Annotated in this window: 15 protein-coding genes; 12 read left to right on the forward strand and 3 right to left on the reverse strand. The window is 64.0% G+C overall.

Annotated features, from left to right (window positions below; all coding sequences use genetic code 11):
• Positions 1 to 33 precede the first annotated feature (33 nt).
• The 3 genes from HEP69_RS19180 to HEP69_RS19190 are packed head-to-tail and all read right to left on the reverse strand — an operon-like array spanning position 34 to position 3,142.
• Positions 34 to 855, reverse strand: a complete 822-nt coding sequence (locus HEP69_RS19180) for an SDR family oxidoreductase (protein WP_290560113.1) — start codon at positions 853 to 855, stop codon at positions 34 to 36.
• Positions 855 to 1,970 (reverse strand): acyl-CoA dehydrogenase, encoded by a 1,116-nt coding sequence (locus HEP69_RS19185; protein ID WP_290560114.1) that lies wholly within the window; start codon positions 1,968 to 1,970, stop codon positions 855 to 857. The genes HEP69_RS19180 and HEP69_RS19185 overlap by 1 nt, the downstream gene beginning before the upstream one ends.
• 5 nt (positions 1,971 to 1,975) lie before the next feature.
• On the reverse strand, positions 1,976 to 3,142 hold the full coding sequence (locus HEP69_RS19190; RefSeq protein ID WP_290560115.1) for an acyl-CoA dehydrogenase family protein: 1,167 nt from the start codon (positions 3,140 to 3,142) through the stop codon (positions 1,976 to 1,978).
• Between the two features lie 138 nt (positions 3,143 to 3,280).
• Between HEP69_RS19190 and HEP69_RS19195 the strand changes: the two genes are divergently transcribed.
• The 12 genes from HEP69_RS19195 (at position 3,281) to HEP69_RS19250 (ending at position 14,697) form a co-directional block, all read left to right on the forward strand.
• Complete coding sequence (locus HEP69_RS19195; RefSeq protein WP_290560116.1) at positions 3,281 to 4,279, forward strand: NADPH:quinone oxidoreductase family protein; 999 nt, start codon at positions 3,281 to 3,283, stop codon at positions 4,277 to 4,279.
• 54 nt (positions 4,280 to 4,333) lie between these two features.
• On the forward strand, positions 4,334 to 5,338 hold the full coding sequence (locus tag HEP69_RS19200) for an NADP-dependent oxidoreductase (protein ID WP_290560117.1): 1,005 nt from the start codon (positions 4,334 to 4,336) through the stop codon (positions 5,336 to 5,338).
• The gene (locus tag HEP69_RS19205) at positions 5,338 to 5,808 is read left to right on the forward strand and encodes a MaoC family dehydratase (RefSeq protein WP_290560118.1); all 471 of its coding nucleotides are present in this window, start codon (positions 5,338 to 5,340) and stop codon (positions 5,806 to 5,808) included. Before HEP69_RS19200 ends, HEP69_RS19205 begins: the two co-directional genes overlap by 1 nt.
• Positions 5,809 to 6,350: 542 nt before the next feature.
• Positions 6,351 to 7,514, forward strand: coding sequence for a transporter substrate-binding domain-containing protein (locus HEP69_RS19210; protein WP_290560119.1), 1,164 nt, complete (start codon positions 6,351 to 6,353; stop codon positions 7,512 to 7,514).
• Complete coding sequence (locus HEP69_RS19215; protein ID WP_290560120.1) at positions 7,511 to 8,122, forward strand: ANTAR domain-containing protein; 612 nt, start codon at positions 7,511 to 7,513, stop codon at positions 8,120 to 8,122. The genes HEP69_RS19210 and HEP69_RS19215 overlap by 4 nt, the downstream gene beginning before the upstream one ends.
• Positions 8,123 to 8,157: 35 nt before the next feature.
• A complete protein-coding gene (locus tag HEP69_RS19220; RefSeq protein ID WP_290560121.1) occupies positions 8,158 to 9,399 on the forward strand; it encodes an urea ABC transporter substrate-binding protein in 1,242 nt (413 codons plus the stop codon).
• A gap of 106 nt (positions 9,400 to 9,505) precedes the next feature.
• A complete protein-coding gene (locus HEP69_RS19225; RefSeq protein WP_290560122.1) occupies positions 9,506 to 10,378 on the forward strand; it encodes a branched-chain amino acid ABC transporter permease in 873 nt (290 codons plus the stop codon).
• A gap of 1 nt (position 10,379) precedes the next feature.
• Positions 10,380 to 11,498 (forward strand): ABC transporter permease, encoded by a 1,119-nt coding sequence (locus HEP69_RS19230; RefSeq protein WP_290560123.1) that lies wholly within the window; start codon positions 10,380 to 10,382, stop codon positions 11,496 to 11,498.
• Positions 11,495 to 12,214 (forward strand): ABC transporter ATP-binding protein, encoded by a 720-nt coding sequence (locus tag HEP69_RS19235; protein WP_290560124.1) that lies wholly within the window; start codon positions 11,495 to 11,497, stop codon positions 12,212 to 12,214. The genes HEP69_RS19230 and HEP69_RS19235 overlap by 4 nt, the downstream gene beginning before the upstream one ends.
• The gene (urtE, locus tag HEP69_RS19240) at positions 12,207 to 12,920 is read left to right on the forward strand and encodes an urea ABC transporter ATP-binding subunit UrtE (RefSeq protein WP_290560125.1); all 714 of its coding nucleotides are present in this window, start codon (positions 12,207 to 12,209) and stop codon (positions 12,918 to 12,920) included. Before HEP69_RS19235 ends, urtE begins: the two co-directional genes overlap by 8 nt.
• An 18-nt stretch (positions 12,921 to 12,938) precedes the next feature.
• Entirely contained in the window at positions 12,939 to 13,925 is a 987-nt protein-coding gene (locus HEP69_RS19245) for an acetamidase/formamidase family protein (protein ID WP_290560126.1), read from the forward strand.
• 10 nt (positions 13,926 to 13,935) lie between these two features.
• Entirely contained in the window at positions 13,936 to 14,697 is a 762-nt protein-coding gene (locus tag HEP69_RS19250; protein ID WP_290560127.1) for an SDR family oxidoreductase, read from the forward strand.
• Positions 14,698 to 14,963 lie beyond the last annotated feature (266 nt).

Raw genomic sequence — 14,963 nt, forward strand, 5'->3', positions numbered from 1 at the left:
TGGGATATGTGTCTGTCGCGGCGATCCCGGGCATCAGTGCAGCGCCTGCTCGAATATGTTCGGCCCGGACATCACGTTGATCCCGCCCGACACCGGTATAACGGCCCCTGTCACATAGGCCCCGCCGCGCCCGCACAGAAACAGCATGCAGCCCGCGATATCCTCGTCGCGGCCCACACGACCCAGCGGCACGTCCTGGCCGACCTTCGCGCGCATCTCCTCGTCATGGGTGGCAAAGGCGGTCATCCGGCTGACGAACGGCCCCGGAGCCAGCGCGTTCACGGTGATCGCTTCACCCGCCAGTTCCTTGGCCAGGATCTTGCTGAGGTGCAGGACCGCCGCCTTGGACGCGGCATAGGAATAGGCGCCATCGCCCATCTCACGCTCACCCATAACCGAGCCCACATTGACGACGCGCGCCGGATCGTCGACCGAGCCGCTGTCGCGCAGCATCGGCAACAGCTTTTGCGTCAGATCAAAGAGCCCGGCAACATTCACGCCCATCACCTTGTCCCAGGCCTCAAATGGGAACGCGCCCAGCGGGGCGCCCCAGGTGACGCCTGCGTTGTTCATCACGATATCGAGCCTCTCGGTGCGCGCCTTCACCGCCGCGACCAGGGCATCGACCCCCGCTTCGGTGCTCACATCACCGGCAAAACCGATCGCGGTGCCACTGGCGCCCAATCCGTTCAGCTCGGCCGCGACGGCCTCGCAGGCCGCACCCTTGCGACTGGCCAGCAGCACGGTCGCACCGGCCCGCACCAGCGCCTCGGCCGCCATGCGCCCGATCCCGGTGGCGCCACCCGTGACCAGCGCCACCTTCCCGTCCAAGCCAAACAGCGTCTGAATATCCATCAAAACCCCCTCAGTGCCGCAACCCGTTCGGCGTGATAGGCGTAGTCGCCCAACCATTCCGCCCCGACCCGCGCGCGTTTCATGTAAAAGCCCATGTCATAGGCGTCGGTCATGCCGATGCCGCCATGCATCTGCACGCCCTCGATCACCGCCAGCTTGGCGGTATCCGTCGCCCGCGCCTTGGCCAGCGACACGGCCAGCTCCGCGTGTTCGGGATCGCTGTCCAGCATACGCCCGGCGTTGAGGATCGCCGACGCCGTCACCTCGATCTCGCACCACAGATGCGCGGCACGGTGTTGCAGCGCCTGGAACCGACCGATCTCGATGCCGAACTGCTTGCGCTCCTTGAGGTATCCGACGGTCATGCCAAAGGCCCCCGCCGAGAGGCCCGACAGCTCGGCTGCCAGAGCCGCTTGGCCTGCGGCAAGTGCGGGTTTCAGCACGTCCATCGCGCTGTCGACGGTGCCAAGCACATCCTCGCCCGTGGCCTGCACATCGGCAAAGCTGATGCGGGCGGCGTCGCGCGCGTCGATCATCTGCGTCGCCTGACGTGCGATGCCCCCGCGGTCGGCGGGAATGTCGAAAAGCGTCAGACCGTTCGCGGTCCGGGCCAGCACCAGCAGCCGGTCCGCCAGGGCACCGTCCACGACAAAGCGCTTCTGACCGGTCAGGCGGAACCCGTTGCCATCGGCCACCGCTTCCATCTCCGTCGCTTCAGGGTCGAACTTGATCCCCTCATCCACGGCCAGCGCATAGGTCGCCTCACCGCTGGCGATCCGGCCCAAAGCCTGCATCGCGCGAGCGTCGCCGACCTGCCGCAGGGCGGTGGCCGCGATCACCGCACTTGACAGGAACGGAGAGACGGCCAGCGTCTTGCCCATCTCCTGCGCGATGATGTTGGCGGCGGCCTGACCCATGTCCGACCCGCCGGCCTCTTCGGGGACCAGCACACCGGCCCATCCCATCCCGGCCATCTCTTTCCACAGATCCGCGTCATGGGTCTGACCCGCATCGCGCAGCGCCCGAAACGCCGAGACCGGCGCGGCCCCATCCAGAAACCCGCGCGCCATGTCGGCCAGCATGGTTTCTTCCTCTGTCATCACCAGTTTTGCCATCGCCCCTACCCCGGAAGTCCAAGAACACGCCGCGACACGATGCTCAGCATCACCTCGCTCGTGCCGCCCTCGATCGAATTGGCCTTGGTACGCAGCCAGTCGCCCGCGCGGTTGCCCAAGGGTCCGTCCCATTCCAGCGCATCCGAGCCGCCTGCGGTCATCAACAGCTCATGCCGCCGCTTGTTCAGCTCCGTACCCATGTATTTCAGCATGGCCGAGGCGTCGCCCGCCCCCTGCCCCGCTTCGGCCTGATCCTTGTAACGCTCCAGCGTCAGACCGATGGCCAGCGTGTCGATCTCGCAGCGCATCGCATCGGCACGCAGCGTCGCATCCAGCTCCTCCATCGTTTCCGACAGGACCGCCCCCAGCGCGCGCCCGGTGCCGGTCAGACCGGCGGCACCGCCCGAGATCATCTCACGCTCATGGGTCAGCAGGTATTTCGCCACGTCCCAGCCACGGTTCACCTCACCGACGATCTGATCCTTGGGCACGGTCGCATCGGTGAAGAACGTCTCGCAAAAGGGCGAAATGCCCGAAATCATCTTGATCGGCCGCGTCTCCACCCCGTCCTGCGCCATGTCGATCAGCAGAAACGAGATCCCCTTGTGTTTGGGTGCCTCGCGATCCGTGCGCACCAGCGCAAAGATCCAGTCGGCCTTGTCGGCATATGAGGTCCAGATCTTTTGCCCGTTCACCAGCCAGTAATCGCCGCGATCCTCGCCTTTTGTCTGGACATTGGCCAGATCGGAGCCGGCACCGGGTTCGGAATAGCCCTGGCACCATCGGACCTCTCCGCGTGCGATGGGCGGTAGATAGTGCAGCTTTTGCTCATGAGTGCCGAAATGCAGCAGCGCGGGCCCCAGCATCCAGATGCCAAAGCTCTGCAACGGGCTCCGCGCGTTGATGCGTGCCATTTCCTGATGAAAGATCTTCTCCTGATCGCGGCTCAGCCCGGCGCCACCATACTCCACCGGCCAGGTGGGCACGGTGTAACCCTTGGCCGCGCAACGCTCCAGCCAGTCACGCTGGGCCGCGCTGGTAAAGACCCAGTCCTTGCCGCCCCAGCAAATGCCCTCTTCGGTCATCAGCCCGTCGCGCATCTGGGGCGGGCAGTTCTCTTCCAGCCATGCCCGCAAATCCGCGCGGAAGCCCTCAAGGCTTGCCTCACTCATCAGATCATCCTCCCTTGGAACGTCACGTCAAAATGCGGACATCCATTCCGCTGTGCAGAATGTCGGTCCGAATTGCGATTGACAAGACTCGACGCCACGTCCCAGTTTTTCGACACAGGAAACGGGGAGGACGAAACGATGAAAGCGATGCTGAGCAAAGAGGTCGGCGGGCCGGACACTCTGGTGTTGGAGGATCTGCCCGATCCAGACCCCGGAAAGAAACAGGTGCGCATCCGTGTGCATGCCGCAGGCGTGAACTTTCCAGATACGCTGATCATCCGCGACATGTATCAGATGAAACCCCCCCGCCCCTTTGCGCCGGGTGGCGAAGTGGCGGGTGTGATCGACGCCGTGGGCGAGGGTGTCGAGGGTCTGGCGATTGGCGACCGGGTTCTGGGCATGTCGGGTTTTGGCGGGTTCGCGACCCATCTGGTGATCGAGGCGGCCAAGGTGATCAAGATCCCCGATGCCATGCCCTATGACGAGGCGGCCTGTTTCGTGCTGACCTATGGCACCTCCTATCACGCGCTCAAGGACCGCGCCGAGATCAAGGCGGGCGAAAGCCTGTTGATCCTTGGGGCGGCCGGCGGCGTGGGTGCCGCGGCCATCGAACTTGGCAAGGCCCTCGGTGCCCGTGTCATCGCCGCGGTCTCGTCCGAGGACAAGGCGCAATTCTGCCGGGATCTGGGTGCCGACGAGACCATCGTTTACTCTCGCGACATGTCCGACCGCGCGGTGCGAAAGGCGTTCTCGGATCGGATCAAGGCGCTGTCGGGGGGCGAAGGCGTCGATGTGGTCTATGATGCGGTGGGCGGCGACTATGCCGAGCCCGCGCTGCGGGCGCTTGCGTGGAAGGGGCGGTTTCTGGTCGTTGGATTTCCCGCAGGGATCCCGAAAATCCCGCTGAACCTGACATTGCTCAAGGGCTGCCAGATCGTCGGTGTGTTCTGGGGCGCGCATACGCTGCGCGAACCGTCCGGCCACGCGGCGAATATGGCCGATCTCTTTGGCTTTTATGGCGAGGTCCGCATCAAACCGCGCATCTCGGCCAGCTATCCGCTGGCAGAGGCCGGCGCCGCCTTGCAGCTTTTGCAGGACCGCAAGGTGCTGGGCAAGGTCGTGGTCACCGTCGATTGACCCGCACCAGACCGACCCGGCCGATACTTCATCCATCGCAACAGGATATATCCCATGACAAACCGCCAGATCATCATCGCAGACCTGCCTACCGATGCGCTTACCCCGGATCATTTCAAGATGATCGAAACCGAGATGCCTCAGCCGGGCGAGGGCGAGCTGCTCCTCCGTGTGATCCTGATGTCGATTGACGCGGCCAACCGGTCCTGGCTGCGCGGCGCGACCTATCGCGCGGCCGTGACTGCGGGCGACGCGATGCCCACCTATGCGGTCTGTGAGGTCGTTACATCGAACAGCCCCAAGATCGCCGCAGGCGACATCGTCGCCGCCGAAGCGGTCTGGGCCGATCACGTTGTTGCCAAGGCCCACAAGGTCCAGAAACTGCCACGGGTCGAAACGCTGTCGCATCTGATGTCGGTCTACGGCATCGCGGGCAAGACGGCCTTTCACGGGTTGATGTCGATTGGCCGGCCCATGGCGGGCGAGACCGTTCTGGTCTCTGCCGCCGCGGGGTCGGTCGGCGGCTATGTCGGCCAGATCGCCAAGGCGCTGGGATGCCGCGTCGTGGGCATCGCGGGCGGGCCGGACAAATGCCAATGGGTGATCGACCAGTTCGGCTTTGACGCCTGCCTGGACTATCACGAGAAAGGCCTGGGCAAGGCCCTTGCCACGGCCTGCCCCGATGGGGTCGATATCTATTTCGACAATGTCGGTGGCAAAGTGCTGGAGACGGCTTTGAACGTGATGAACGAGCGGGGCCGCGTTGTCTGCTGCGGGGCAATCAGCCAATACGATACCGACAGCCCCTTCGGCCCGCGCAACCTGCCCGGTGCGATCGTCGTCAAGCGCCTGAAGATGGAGGGCTTCATCGTCACGGATTTTGCCAAGGATGATGCCAAGTGCCTGCGCGCGATGGGGCACTGGGTCTCGACCGGCCAGATCAAGGTGACCGAGGATATCGTGGACGGGCTGGAAAACGCGCCCCACGCCCTGATCGGGCTGCTCGCCGGGGACAACAAAGGCAAGCGGATGGTGCGTGTCGCCGCCGATCCGCGCTGATGTCCGCCCTTCAGGCCGCGGTGAAGGCAAGCCAGGCCCATATCGGCACCGAGGTGGGCGTGTCGAACTGGATCACGGTCGATCAGGACATGATCGACCGGTTCGCCGAAACCACGTTCGACACGCAGTGGATCCACATTGACCCGGTCCGCGCCGCCGCCGAAACCCCGTTCGGCGGCACCATCGCCCATGGGTTCCTGACCCTGTCGCTGGCCAGCCGGTTTGCCTATGACTGCTTCGAGATGCTGCCGGGACAGGTCATGGGCATCAACTATGGCATGAACAAACTGAGGTTCCTGATGCCGGTGCGGGCGGGCAGCCGTCTGCGCGGGCGCTTTCGGCTGGAAGAGGTGCGCGCACGCAGCACCACCGACCTGCTGCGCACCAACACCCTGACAATCGAGATCGAGGGGGAGACCACACCGGCACTGGTCGCAGAATGGCTGGGCCTCGCGGTGTTCGAAGACTAACCGAAACGCCCGTCCGCCCCCAGGTCAGCCGGTCGAACGGCAAGCCACCTGGCCCTCACAGGTGACGACAAGGCGGTATGCTGGAAACGGCTGTCGGATCGGTCCCAAGCCTGTCCGGTCCCAAGCCGGGGTCCGGGATCTGTCCTGAGTATTCGCCCGCCCCGGAGCGCAGCGACAGAATGCAGGCACAGATCGGGACGGCATCTTCGGTCGAGGTGAAACAGCGTCTGGGCCACCCCCGGTATGGGGTACCGAACCGCCCGTGTAACCGGCTCCACCCATGGGTTCGCTGGCCGGGGCGTTGACCAATCGCTCGTTTTTGCAGCGCAGGGCGCCTGGGTGCGCAGAAATCCCGACCTGGTCGTATCCGAGTCCCGCCTAGGTTATTAATAAGTTGACAGCGCGACGGCTTGTCGCAAAGCTATGAGGGCCTCAACGGCGAGGCTCAGCACCACAATACCCTACAGAGGCCCGTTTGGGTCAGGCACCGTCGCCCTTTCGCAACCACCTTTGCGACGGGGCTTTTTTAGTTTGGAACGCGCATGTCAAGTGACACAGTCAAGGTTGGTATCCTGTTCTCGCTCACGGGCTCCTATGCCGCCATTGGCGCCGCCATGCGGGCGGGTGCCGAGCTTGCGATTGCCGAACTGAACACCCGGCCCAACAGTGAGTTGCGGCTTGATGCAGTGTTCGCCGACCCGCAAGGAAACCCCGCGGCCTATGCGGATGTTGCGCGGGGTTTGCTCACCGACAAAGGTCTGACCCACGTCATCGGCTGCTATACCTCGTCCAGCCGGAAAGAAGTGCTGCCAGTGTTCGAGAAACACGACGCGCTCCTCTGGTATCCTTCCCACTACGAGGGGTTCGAGAGCAGCGAGAACGTCATTTACACCGGCGCCGCCCCAAACCAGCATGTCCTCCCGCTGGCCGCGTATCTGCTGCGCACTCACGGCGGGCGCGGCTGGTTTGTCGGCTCGAATTATGTCTGGGCATGGGAGAACAACCGTATCCTGCGCGAAGCCATCCTGGCCGGTGGCGGCACGGTGTTGGGCGAGCGGTACTTCCCCGTCGGCGATATCGACCTGGAGGATGTTGTCCGCCAGATCGTGCGGGACCGGCCCGATTTCATCTTCACGACCCTGATCGGCGAGTCCTGTTATCAGTTCTGCCGCCTGCTGCGGGCCGAGGCCGACCGCATGGGCATTGATCAGGCCGCCGAGATGCCCATCGCCAGTTGCAGCCTGTCGGAGGCCGAGTTGCCGCATCTGGGTGCAGCGGCTGACGGGCATCTTTCCTCGTCGGTCTATTTCTCGACTATCGAAACGGCCGAGAACGCGCGGTTCTCCGCTCTGTGGCGACAAAAGTATGCGCATCTCGGCAACCCCAGCGCCGATGCCGAAGCGACCTACATCGCCGTTCGGCTGCTGGCGCGGGCCATCGAACGGGCCGGTGATACCGGCTTTCACGCCGTGCGCGAGGCGGTGCGGGGCCTGCAACTGGACGCACCACAAGGGCCGGTGACCGTCGATGCCGACAACCTGCACTGTGCGATGCGCCCACAGATCGGTCGGTCGCGACTGGATGGAACCTTCGATGTGGTCTTCGCCGCGCAGACCGCCGTCGCACCCGACCCCTACCTTGTCTGGAGCGGCGCCGAGGATCCGGTGGCCCACACGAGCCCCGGTCACCTGAGGGTCGTCCGATGACCCGGATCAAGACGAATTTCCGCGGGCTGCGCGCACTGGTCCTGCATCACAAGGGCGCCACGACAGAACGTCTGGCAGGCATCCTTCAGCGGCTCGGGCTCGTCGTCCAGACCTGCGATCCTGCCGAAATCGACGCGACCGTCCTGCCGGAATGCGATCTGGTTCTGTTCGATGCCGACGAGGAGATCGCGGCAACCGTGCTGGAGGACCTGGCCGCAACCCGTCCGATGATTGCGCTGATCGCGAACGAAGCCCCCAGCCGACTGGCGCGCGTCGTCCGGTTTCGCTGCAATAGCCACATCCTCAAACCGATCCGTAGCATGGGCGTCTACTCTGCCCTGCTGTTGGCCACCAACGGGCACGAACAGCAGCTTCAGACCTGCCGTGAGATCGCGTCCCTTCGCCAGCGACTGTCCGGGCGACGCACCGTCATGAAAGCCGTTCTCAAGCAGATGGACCTGACCGGGGTTGACGAGGATACCGCCTATGAAGGGCTGCGCCGCCGCGCGATGGAACTGCGCGTGCCGATCGAAACCGTCGCGCGCATGACGCTTGACCTGTCCGACACCGAAGCATTGCCGTCACATCGGCGGCCCCGCAAGGCGTGACCGCGCCTCAATAACCAACCAGCAGGAGATGGAACATGATAAAGACATGGAAAACAGGCATTTCGGCCGCCGCTCTGGCAGGCGCTGCGGCGCTTGTGGCGGCTGGCCCGGGCTTCGCTCAGGACGCGATCAAGATAGGCGTGCTGGAGGACCAGTCCGGCGACTTTGCCGCGGCCACCAATGTCAAAGTGCATGCCATCGAACTGGCCGCCGAAGAGATCAACGCCGCCGGCGGGATCGACGGCCGCCCGGTGGAGCTGGTGATCTACGATACCCAGTCCGACAACCGCCGCTATCAGGAGTTCATGCGCCGCGTACTGCAACAGGATCAGGTAGACGTGGTGTTCGCCGGTTTCTCCTCGGCCTCGCGTGAGGCCTATCGCCCGATCGTGAACCAGTTCGACGGGCTGGCGTTCTACAACAACCAGTACGAAGGCGGCGTGTGCGACGCGAACATGATCGTCACCGGCGCCGTGCCCGAGCAGCAGTTCTCGACCCTTATCCCCTGGATGATGGAGACCTACGGGAACAACGTCTACACCATCGCGGCGGATTACAATTTCGGTCAGATCTCGGCCGAGTGGGTGCGCCAGATCGTCGACGAAAACGGCGGCGCCATGGTGGGCGAGGAATTCATCCCCCTCGGTGTCTCGCAGTTCAGCCAGACGATCCAGAACATCCAGGCATCCGAGGCCGATTTCGTGGTCACCCTGCTCGTGGGCGCCGCCCAGGCATCCTATTACGAACAGGCGGCCTCCGCCGATGTGGGCTTGCCCATGGCCTCCTCGGTCAATGTCGGCCAGGGCTATGAGCACAAGCGGTTCACGCCGCCCAGCCTGTCGCAGATGTACGTGACAACGAACTACATCGAGGAAATCGACACGCCCGAAAGCCAGGCCTTCCTCGAAAAGTTCCGCGCGAAGTTTCCCGAAGAGCCCTACATCAACCAGGAAGCCGCGAATTCCTACATCGCGATGAACCTCTACAAGCAACTGGTGGAACGCGCCGGCACGACCGAGCGTGAGGCCCTGCGCGAGGTCATCGCCGAAGGCGATGTCTGCTTCGACGGGCCGTCCGGCACCGTCTGCCTCGACCCCAAGAGCCAGCACATGTCGCACACGATCTTTCTGGCCAAGGTGGAGGAGGACCATTCGATCAGCTTCCCAAGGGTTTGGGAAAACATCGCACCCTACTGGCTGGGAGACGCGGGCTGCGACCTGACGCAGAACGACCCCTCCGCACAGTACACGCCGTCCAACCCGCCCCCGGCCAACTAACCGCTGGGGCGTGGCGGCTGACGCCGCCCGAGGACGACGATATCAAGGGGCGGCCCTGCCCGGGGCCGCCCTCTACCCCGGCTGATCTGAAATAAGGGACACGCGCATGGAATTCTTCGCAGCAGCCTTTGCGATGGCCTACCAGTTCGGCGACGCGTTCGCGTTCCTCGTGATCTCCTGCGCCGGGCTGGCCATCATCTTCGGGATGATGGGCATCATCAATCTGGCCCATGGCGAGTTCATCATGTGCGGGGCCTACGTCACCGCATCGACGGCGCGCATGGGGCTTCCGCTGCCGCTTGCCATCCTGTGCGGCGCGCTTGTGGCGGGCATTGTTGGGATGCTCGTGGAACGCATCGTGATCCGGCATCTCTATCAACGCCCGCTTGATTCCATCATCGCGACATGGGGGATCAGCCTGATCGCAACGCAGGGCGTACTGATCGTTCTGGGCTCGACCATGCAGGGCATCGGCACACCTCTGGGCAGTATCGAGGTGGGCGACCGCTCGTACTCCGCCTACCGGCTGGTGCTGATGGCCGCGGCGGTTGCCCTGCTGATCGGGCTCTACTTTCTGTTCTATCACACGCGCTTCGGTGTGATCGCCCGCGCCACGATCCAGCGGCCGCAGATGGCCCAGGCCCTGGGCGTGGACACGCGGCGGGTCTATGGGCTGACCTTCGGCCTCGGCGCCGCGCTCGCGGGTCTTGCGGGCGGGCTTTACGCCCCGACCATGACAATGGTGCCGACCATGGGCGCGACCTTCATCGTCGAAAGCTTCGTGACAGTCGTGGTCGGCGGCGCGGACATCTTCGTGGGCGCCGCCCCGGCGGCGGTCATCCTCGCGGCGATCCGCGCCTCACTGACCGCCTGGTACGGCCAGCTTTTCGGCCAGATCGGCCTGCTGATCGCTGTGATCGTGGTGATCCGGGTTATGCCCGGCGGTCTTTCGGCGTGGATCAAGGGAACGAGACAGTAACATGGACAGACCCGACACGCCCCACACCGACGAGCCGCTTGTAGCCGAGACCCAGATAGAACGCCGATCGGCCCTGGCGATCTGGATCTCGCGGCTGGAAGGCCCGCAGACGATGGGACGCGGCCCGGTCTTCTGGGCGACGGCGGCGCTGGTCGTTCTGGCGGCCATCCTCTACCCGCTGTTCAGCGATCCTTTCGCTGTCGGCAACTCCGCCTATTTCATGGTCTGGACCTTCATGGCCATGGGGCTGGGCGTGGTTTGGGGTTACACCGGCGCGCTCAGCTTCGGACAGACGGCGTTTTTTGGCCTGGCGGGCTATGCTTACGGCGTGCTGACGATCAATTTCGGCGCGGCTTACGGTTTCACCTGGATCGCGCTGATGATCTCCGTCGCCCTGGGCGGGCTCTTTGCCATGCTGATCGGCTATTTCATGTTCTACGGTCGCATCAAGGGCGTGTTTGTCGGGATCGTCACCCTGTCGGTCACGCTGGTGCTGGAGACGTTCATGGCCCAGACCGCGGGCCCGCAATGGCGGATCGGCGAGGCGCGGCTGAACGGCTTCAACGGCATGTCGGGCATGCCGCCCCTGACCATTCCGTGGCCCGGCGGCGATGTCCTTCTCTATCCCGGCGTGGGCCTGTACTACGTGCTGCTGGCGATGGTCGTGCTGTGCTATCTGGGGCTGCGGATGCTGCTGAACGCGCCCTTCGGCAACGTGCTGGTCGCGATCCGGGAAAACCCTGAACGGGCCGAAATGCTGGGCTATGACACGCGGGCCTATCAGATGCTGTCCTTCGCCCTCGGCGGTGCGCTCGCGGGGCTTTCGGGCGCACTCTACACCGCGTGGGGGCAGTATATAACGCCCTCCAGCATGGGGCTGACTGCGGCGGCCCTGCCCATTGTCTGGGTCGCGGTCGGCGGGCGGCGCGACATCACGGCGACGCTGCTCGGCACGCTGGCGGTGCTGTTCGCGTTCCAGTTGCTGACCGTCTATGGCAGCCAATATGCCCTGATCGTCATGGGGGCGCTTTTGCTCTTCACCGTCCTTCTGACGCCCGAGGGCCTGATCGCCACGGCCATGCGCTGGCTTGGCCGCTTAGTAGGGAGAGCCAAGCGATGACCGAGATCCTGAGCGTCTCCAAGCTGAACAAAAAGTTCGGCGGCGTGACCGTCGCAAACGATATCGACTTCACGCTGCATGCCGGAACCATGCATTGCCTGATCGGGCCGAACGGGGCGGGCAAATCGACCTTCTTCCGGCTGATCCTTGGCGAGCATGCCCCCGACAGCGGCACGATCTTGTTTCGCGGCGCGGACATCACGCGCCTGCGTTCGTTCGAGCGGATCCGGCGCGGGATCAGCGTCAAGTTTCAGGTGCCCGGCATCTTCAAGGCGCTCAGCGTCCGGCAGAACCTCGACGTCGCGTTCCAGCATCACCTGCACGGCCACAACCTTTCGTCCACCGTAAAGCGCGTGGTGGAGTTCACCAATCTCGAGGCCGAAGTCGAAACACCCGCGGGCGCGCTGTCGCACGGACAACAGCAATGGCTGGAAATCGGCATGGCCGTGGGCGTGGAACCCACGCTCCTGCTGCTTGACGAGCCCACCGCCGGCATGTCGCCCGACGAGACGCGCAAGACCGGCGAGATGCTGCACGATCTGAACCAGCGCGGGATCACGATCCTGGCCGTGGAACACGACATGGCCTTCGTCGAACAGATTGCCACGCAAGTCACCGTGCTGCATTTCGGACGGATCTTCGCCGAAGGGACAATCGCGGAAATCATCGACCATCCCGGCGTCCAGGACATCTATCTCGGGGGCAGCGATGAGTAACGAGACACTGCTCGACCTGAAGGGCTTGCGCAGCGGTTACGGCGCCGAAACCGTCCTGCAAGGCGTCGACATGGAAATCAGACCGGGCGAGATCGTCGCCGTGATCGGCCGCAACGGCGTGGGCAAGACGACGCTCATGCGCACGCTGTCGGGCCTTCTGAAACCAAGCGCCGGGACGATCCACCTGAAAGGCCGCGACGTGACCGGGGACAGCGCCGATTTGCGCGCCCGCGCCGGCATCGGCTATATCCCTCAGGGCCGCGACGTCTTTCCGGAGCTGACCGTGCGGGAAAACCTTCTTGTGGGCGAGGTGGCCGGCACCGGCCGGGCCAAGCCCGATTACGATCTGGTCTATCAGTTCTTCCCGATCCTGCGGGAGCGCGCACACCAGCGCGCCGGCACCCTGTCGGGCGGGCAGCAGCAGCAGCTTGCCATCGGCCGCGCCATGATGGGCAACCCGTCGCTCATGCTGCTCGACGAACCGTCCGAGGGCATCCAGCCTTCCATCGTCAAGGACATCGCCCGCAACGTCCGGACGCTGAACGCACAGACCGACATGGCCGTGCTGCTGGTCGAACAGAACCTGGATCTGATCGTCTCTCTCGCAGAACGCGGCTATGTCATGGAAAAGGGCCGCATCGTCGCGCGCCTTAGCCGGGACGAGATCACCTCGCGCGAAGAAGTCCGCAAACATCTGACCATCTAAACCAACAGGGAGAGACCTATGAGCTGGTTCGAGTCGTCCATCATGGCAACCAAGGGCGTCGCCCGGGGAAAGGCAGGCGAAAGCCACAGCATCACGATCGAGGATCAGGGGGCCTTTCACTATGTCTACGGCCCCTATGTCGATCCGGTTCTGGAGGTAAAGCCCGGCGCCGTCGTCACCGTCGAGACGCACGATGCGTTCGAAGGCAAGATCACCTCCGAAACCGATAAACCAACCGAGATCCTCAATTTTCCATACCTCAACCCCCAGACCGGCCCGATCTACGTGGAAGGCGCGGAAAAGGGCGATGCGCTCGCCGTTCGGATCATCTCGATCAAGCCGCGCGGCCCGCAGCCTGTCGGCACAACCTGCCTGATCCCGGAATTCGGCGGCCTTGTCGGCACCGGCGACACCGCGATGCTAAACCCGCCGCTGCCGGAAATGGTCAAGAAGCTGCATGTGACCGAAGAGGGCGTGAAATGGTCCGACACGCTGACCCTGCCCTACGAGCCCTTCATCGGCACCATCGGCACGTCGCCCGAGATCGAGGCGATCTCGTCGCTCCAGCCCGACTATTACGGTGGCAACATGGACCTGCCCGACATGGCGCCGGGCGCGATCGTCTATCTGCCGGTGAACAAGGAAGGCGGCTACCTTTACCTCGGCGATTGCCACGCGATCCAGGGCGACGGAGAGTTGTGCGGCGTCGCGCTGGAAATGCCTGCCACCGTGGAAATCCAGATCGACCTGATCAAGGGCCACGGCAATGGCTGGCCGCAGCTGGAAAACGAGCATTCGATGGGGTTCATCGGGTCTGCCCGCCCGATGGAGGATGCCGCGCGCATCGCCTATCGCGAACTGGTCCGCTGGGTCGCCGCCGAAACGGGCCAAAGCCAGGAAGAGGCCTATATGCTGCTGACGATGTGCGGAAAGGTCCGTGTCGGCAACATGGTCGATCCGAAGTACAGCCTCGGCGCGTCGATCGAGAAGCGTTTCGTGAAATAGGAGAAGACAGATGGATCTTGGACTGAAAGGCCTGCGCGCCATTATAACGGGCGGCAGCAAGGGCATCGGGCGCCGCTGCGCCGAAATTCTCGTGGCCGAGGGCGCGCATGTCTCGATCTGCGCGCGCACCGCCGCCGATGTGGAGGCCACGCTCGAAGCGTTGCGCCCCGGCGGAACCACTGTGCATGGCGCGGCGGTCGACGTCTCGGACAAGGCGGCGCTGGAGGGCTGGGTGTCAGATGCCGCCGCCGCGATGGGCGGGATCGATATCGTTATCGGAAATGTCTCTGCACTGGCCGTGGGTGACGACGAAGAGGCATGGCAGGCAGGCTTTGACACCGACATGATGCATTGCGTCCGTGTCGTGAACGCGGCAATGCCCTGGCTGGAGGCGTCAGATGCCGCCTCCATTACGCTCGTCTCCTCCGTCTCAGGGCGCGAGATCGACTTTACCGGCCCCTCCTACGGCGCCTTCAAGGCCGCAATTGTGCACTACGCCAGCGGACTGGCATACAAGCTTGCTCCGAAAGGGATCCGGGCGAACGCGGTCTCTCCGGGCAACACATATTTCGATGGCGGCATCTGGCAGCAGATCGAAACCGGCAACCCCGCGCTTTTTGCGGAAGCACTGGCTTTGAACCCGATGGGCCGCATGGCCGAGCCCGAGGAGATTGCGCGCGGGATCGTTTTTCTCGCCAGCCCCGCCTCCAGCTTCACAAGCGGGACAAACCTTGTGATCGACGGTGCGCTGACGCGCGCCGTGCAGCTCTGAGACCCAAGGCACGAAGGCCACATCCGTCCGGTATCGCCTGTCGGGATCGACCTCTCCTGCGCCAAGCTGTGCAGTCAACGGGCGCCGCAAACCTGACCGTGAAGCATGTCGCGAATGGCCTGTGTGGATGGTTCCTGCATAGCAAGACTTTTTTGATCTGATTTGTGCATTTGTCAGAAGCAGTCATGTGTCCGGCCTGTTTGCGGGGTTTTGACCGCTGGCCCTAGTGGGTTCCCCAAACCAAGTTCCTAAAAGTTTCCGGGGGT

The sequence above is a fragment of the Aestuariivita sp. genome, from assembly GCF_021404545.1.
Lineage (GTDB): Bacteria > Pseudomonadota > Alphaproteobacteria > Rhodobacterales > Rhodobacteraceae > Aestuariivita.

What these genes read in the sequence shown, in the direction of transcription:
- HEP69_RS19220 (WP_290560121.1), top strand. Translation starts at nt 8,158, where the DNA reads ATGATAAAGACATGGAAAACAGGCATTTCGGCCGCCGCTCTGGCAGGC.
- HEP69_RS19210 (WP_290560119.1), top strand. Translation starts at nt 6,351, where the DNA reads ATGTCAAGTGACACAGTCAAGGTTGGTATCCTGTTCTCGCTCACGGGC.
- HEP69_RS19205 (WP_290560118.1), top strand. Translation starts at nt 5,338, where the DNA reads ATGTCCGCCCTTCAGGCCGCGGTGAAGGCAAGCCAGGCCCATATCGGC.
- HEP69_RS19180 (WP_290560113.1), bottom strand. Translation starts at nt 855, where the DNA reads ATGGATATTCAGACGCTGTTTGGCTTGGACGGGAAGGTGGCGCTGGTC.
- HEP69_RS19195 (WP_290560116.1), top strand. Translation starts at nt 3,281, where the DNA reads ATGAAAGCGATGCTGAGCAAAGAGGTCGGCGGGCCGGACACTCTGGTG.
- HEP69_RS19235 (WP_290560124.1), top strand. Translation starts at nt 11,495, where the DNA reads ATGACCGAGATCCTGAGCGTCTCCAAGCTGAACAAAAAGTTCGGCGGC.
- HEP69_RS19190 (WP_290560115.1), bottom strand. Translation starts at nt 3,142, where the DNA reads ATGAGTGAGGCAAGCCTTGAGGGCTTCCGCGCGGATTTGCGGGCATGG.
- HEP69_RS19215 (WP_290560120.1), top strand. Translation starts at nt 7,511, where the DNA reads ATGACCCGGATCAAGACGAATTTCCGCGGGCTGCGCGCACTGGTCCTG.
- HEP69_RS19250 (WP_290560127.1), top strand. Translation starts at nt 13,936, where the DNA reads ATGGATCTTGGACTGAAAGGCCTGCGCGCCATTATAACGGGCGGCAGC.
- HEP69_RS19200 (WP_290560117.1), top strand. Translation starts at nt 4,334, where the DNA reads ATGACAAACCGCCAGATCATCATCGCAGACCTGCCTACCGATGCGCTT.
- HEP69_RS19245 (WP_290560126.1), top strand. Translation starts at nt 12,939, where the DNA reads ATGAGCTGGTTCGAGTCGTCCATCATGGCAACCAAGGGCGTCGCCCGG.
- HEP69_RS19185 (WP_290560114.1), bottom strand. Translation starts at nt 1,970, where the DNA reads ATGGCAAAACTGGTGATGACAGAGGAAGAAACCATGCTGGCCGACATG.
- HEP69_RS19225 (WP_290560122.1), top strand. Translation starts at nt 9,506, where the DNA reads ATGGAATTCTTCGCAGCAGCCTTTGCGATGGCCTACCAGTTCGGCGAC.
- HEP69_RS19230 (WP_290560123.1), top strand. Translation starts at nt 10,380, where the DNA reads ATGGACAGACCCGACACGCCCCACACCGACGAGCCGCTTGTAGCCGAG.
- urtE (WP_290560125.1), top strand. Translation starts at nt 12,207, where the DNA reads ATGAGTAACGAGACACTGCTCGACCTGAAGGGCTTGCGCAGCGGTTAC.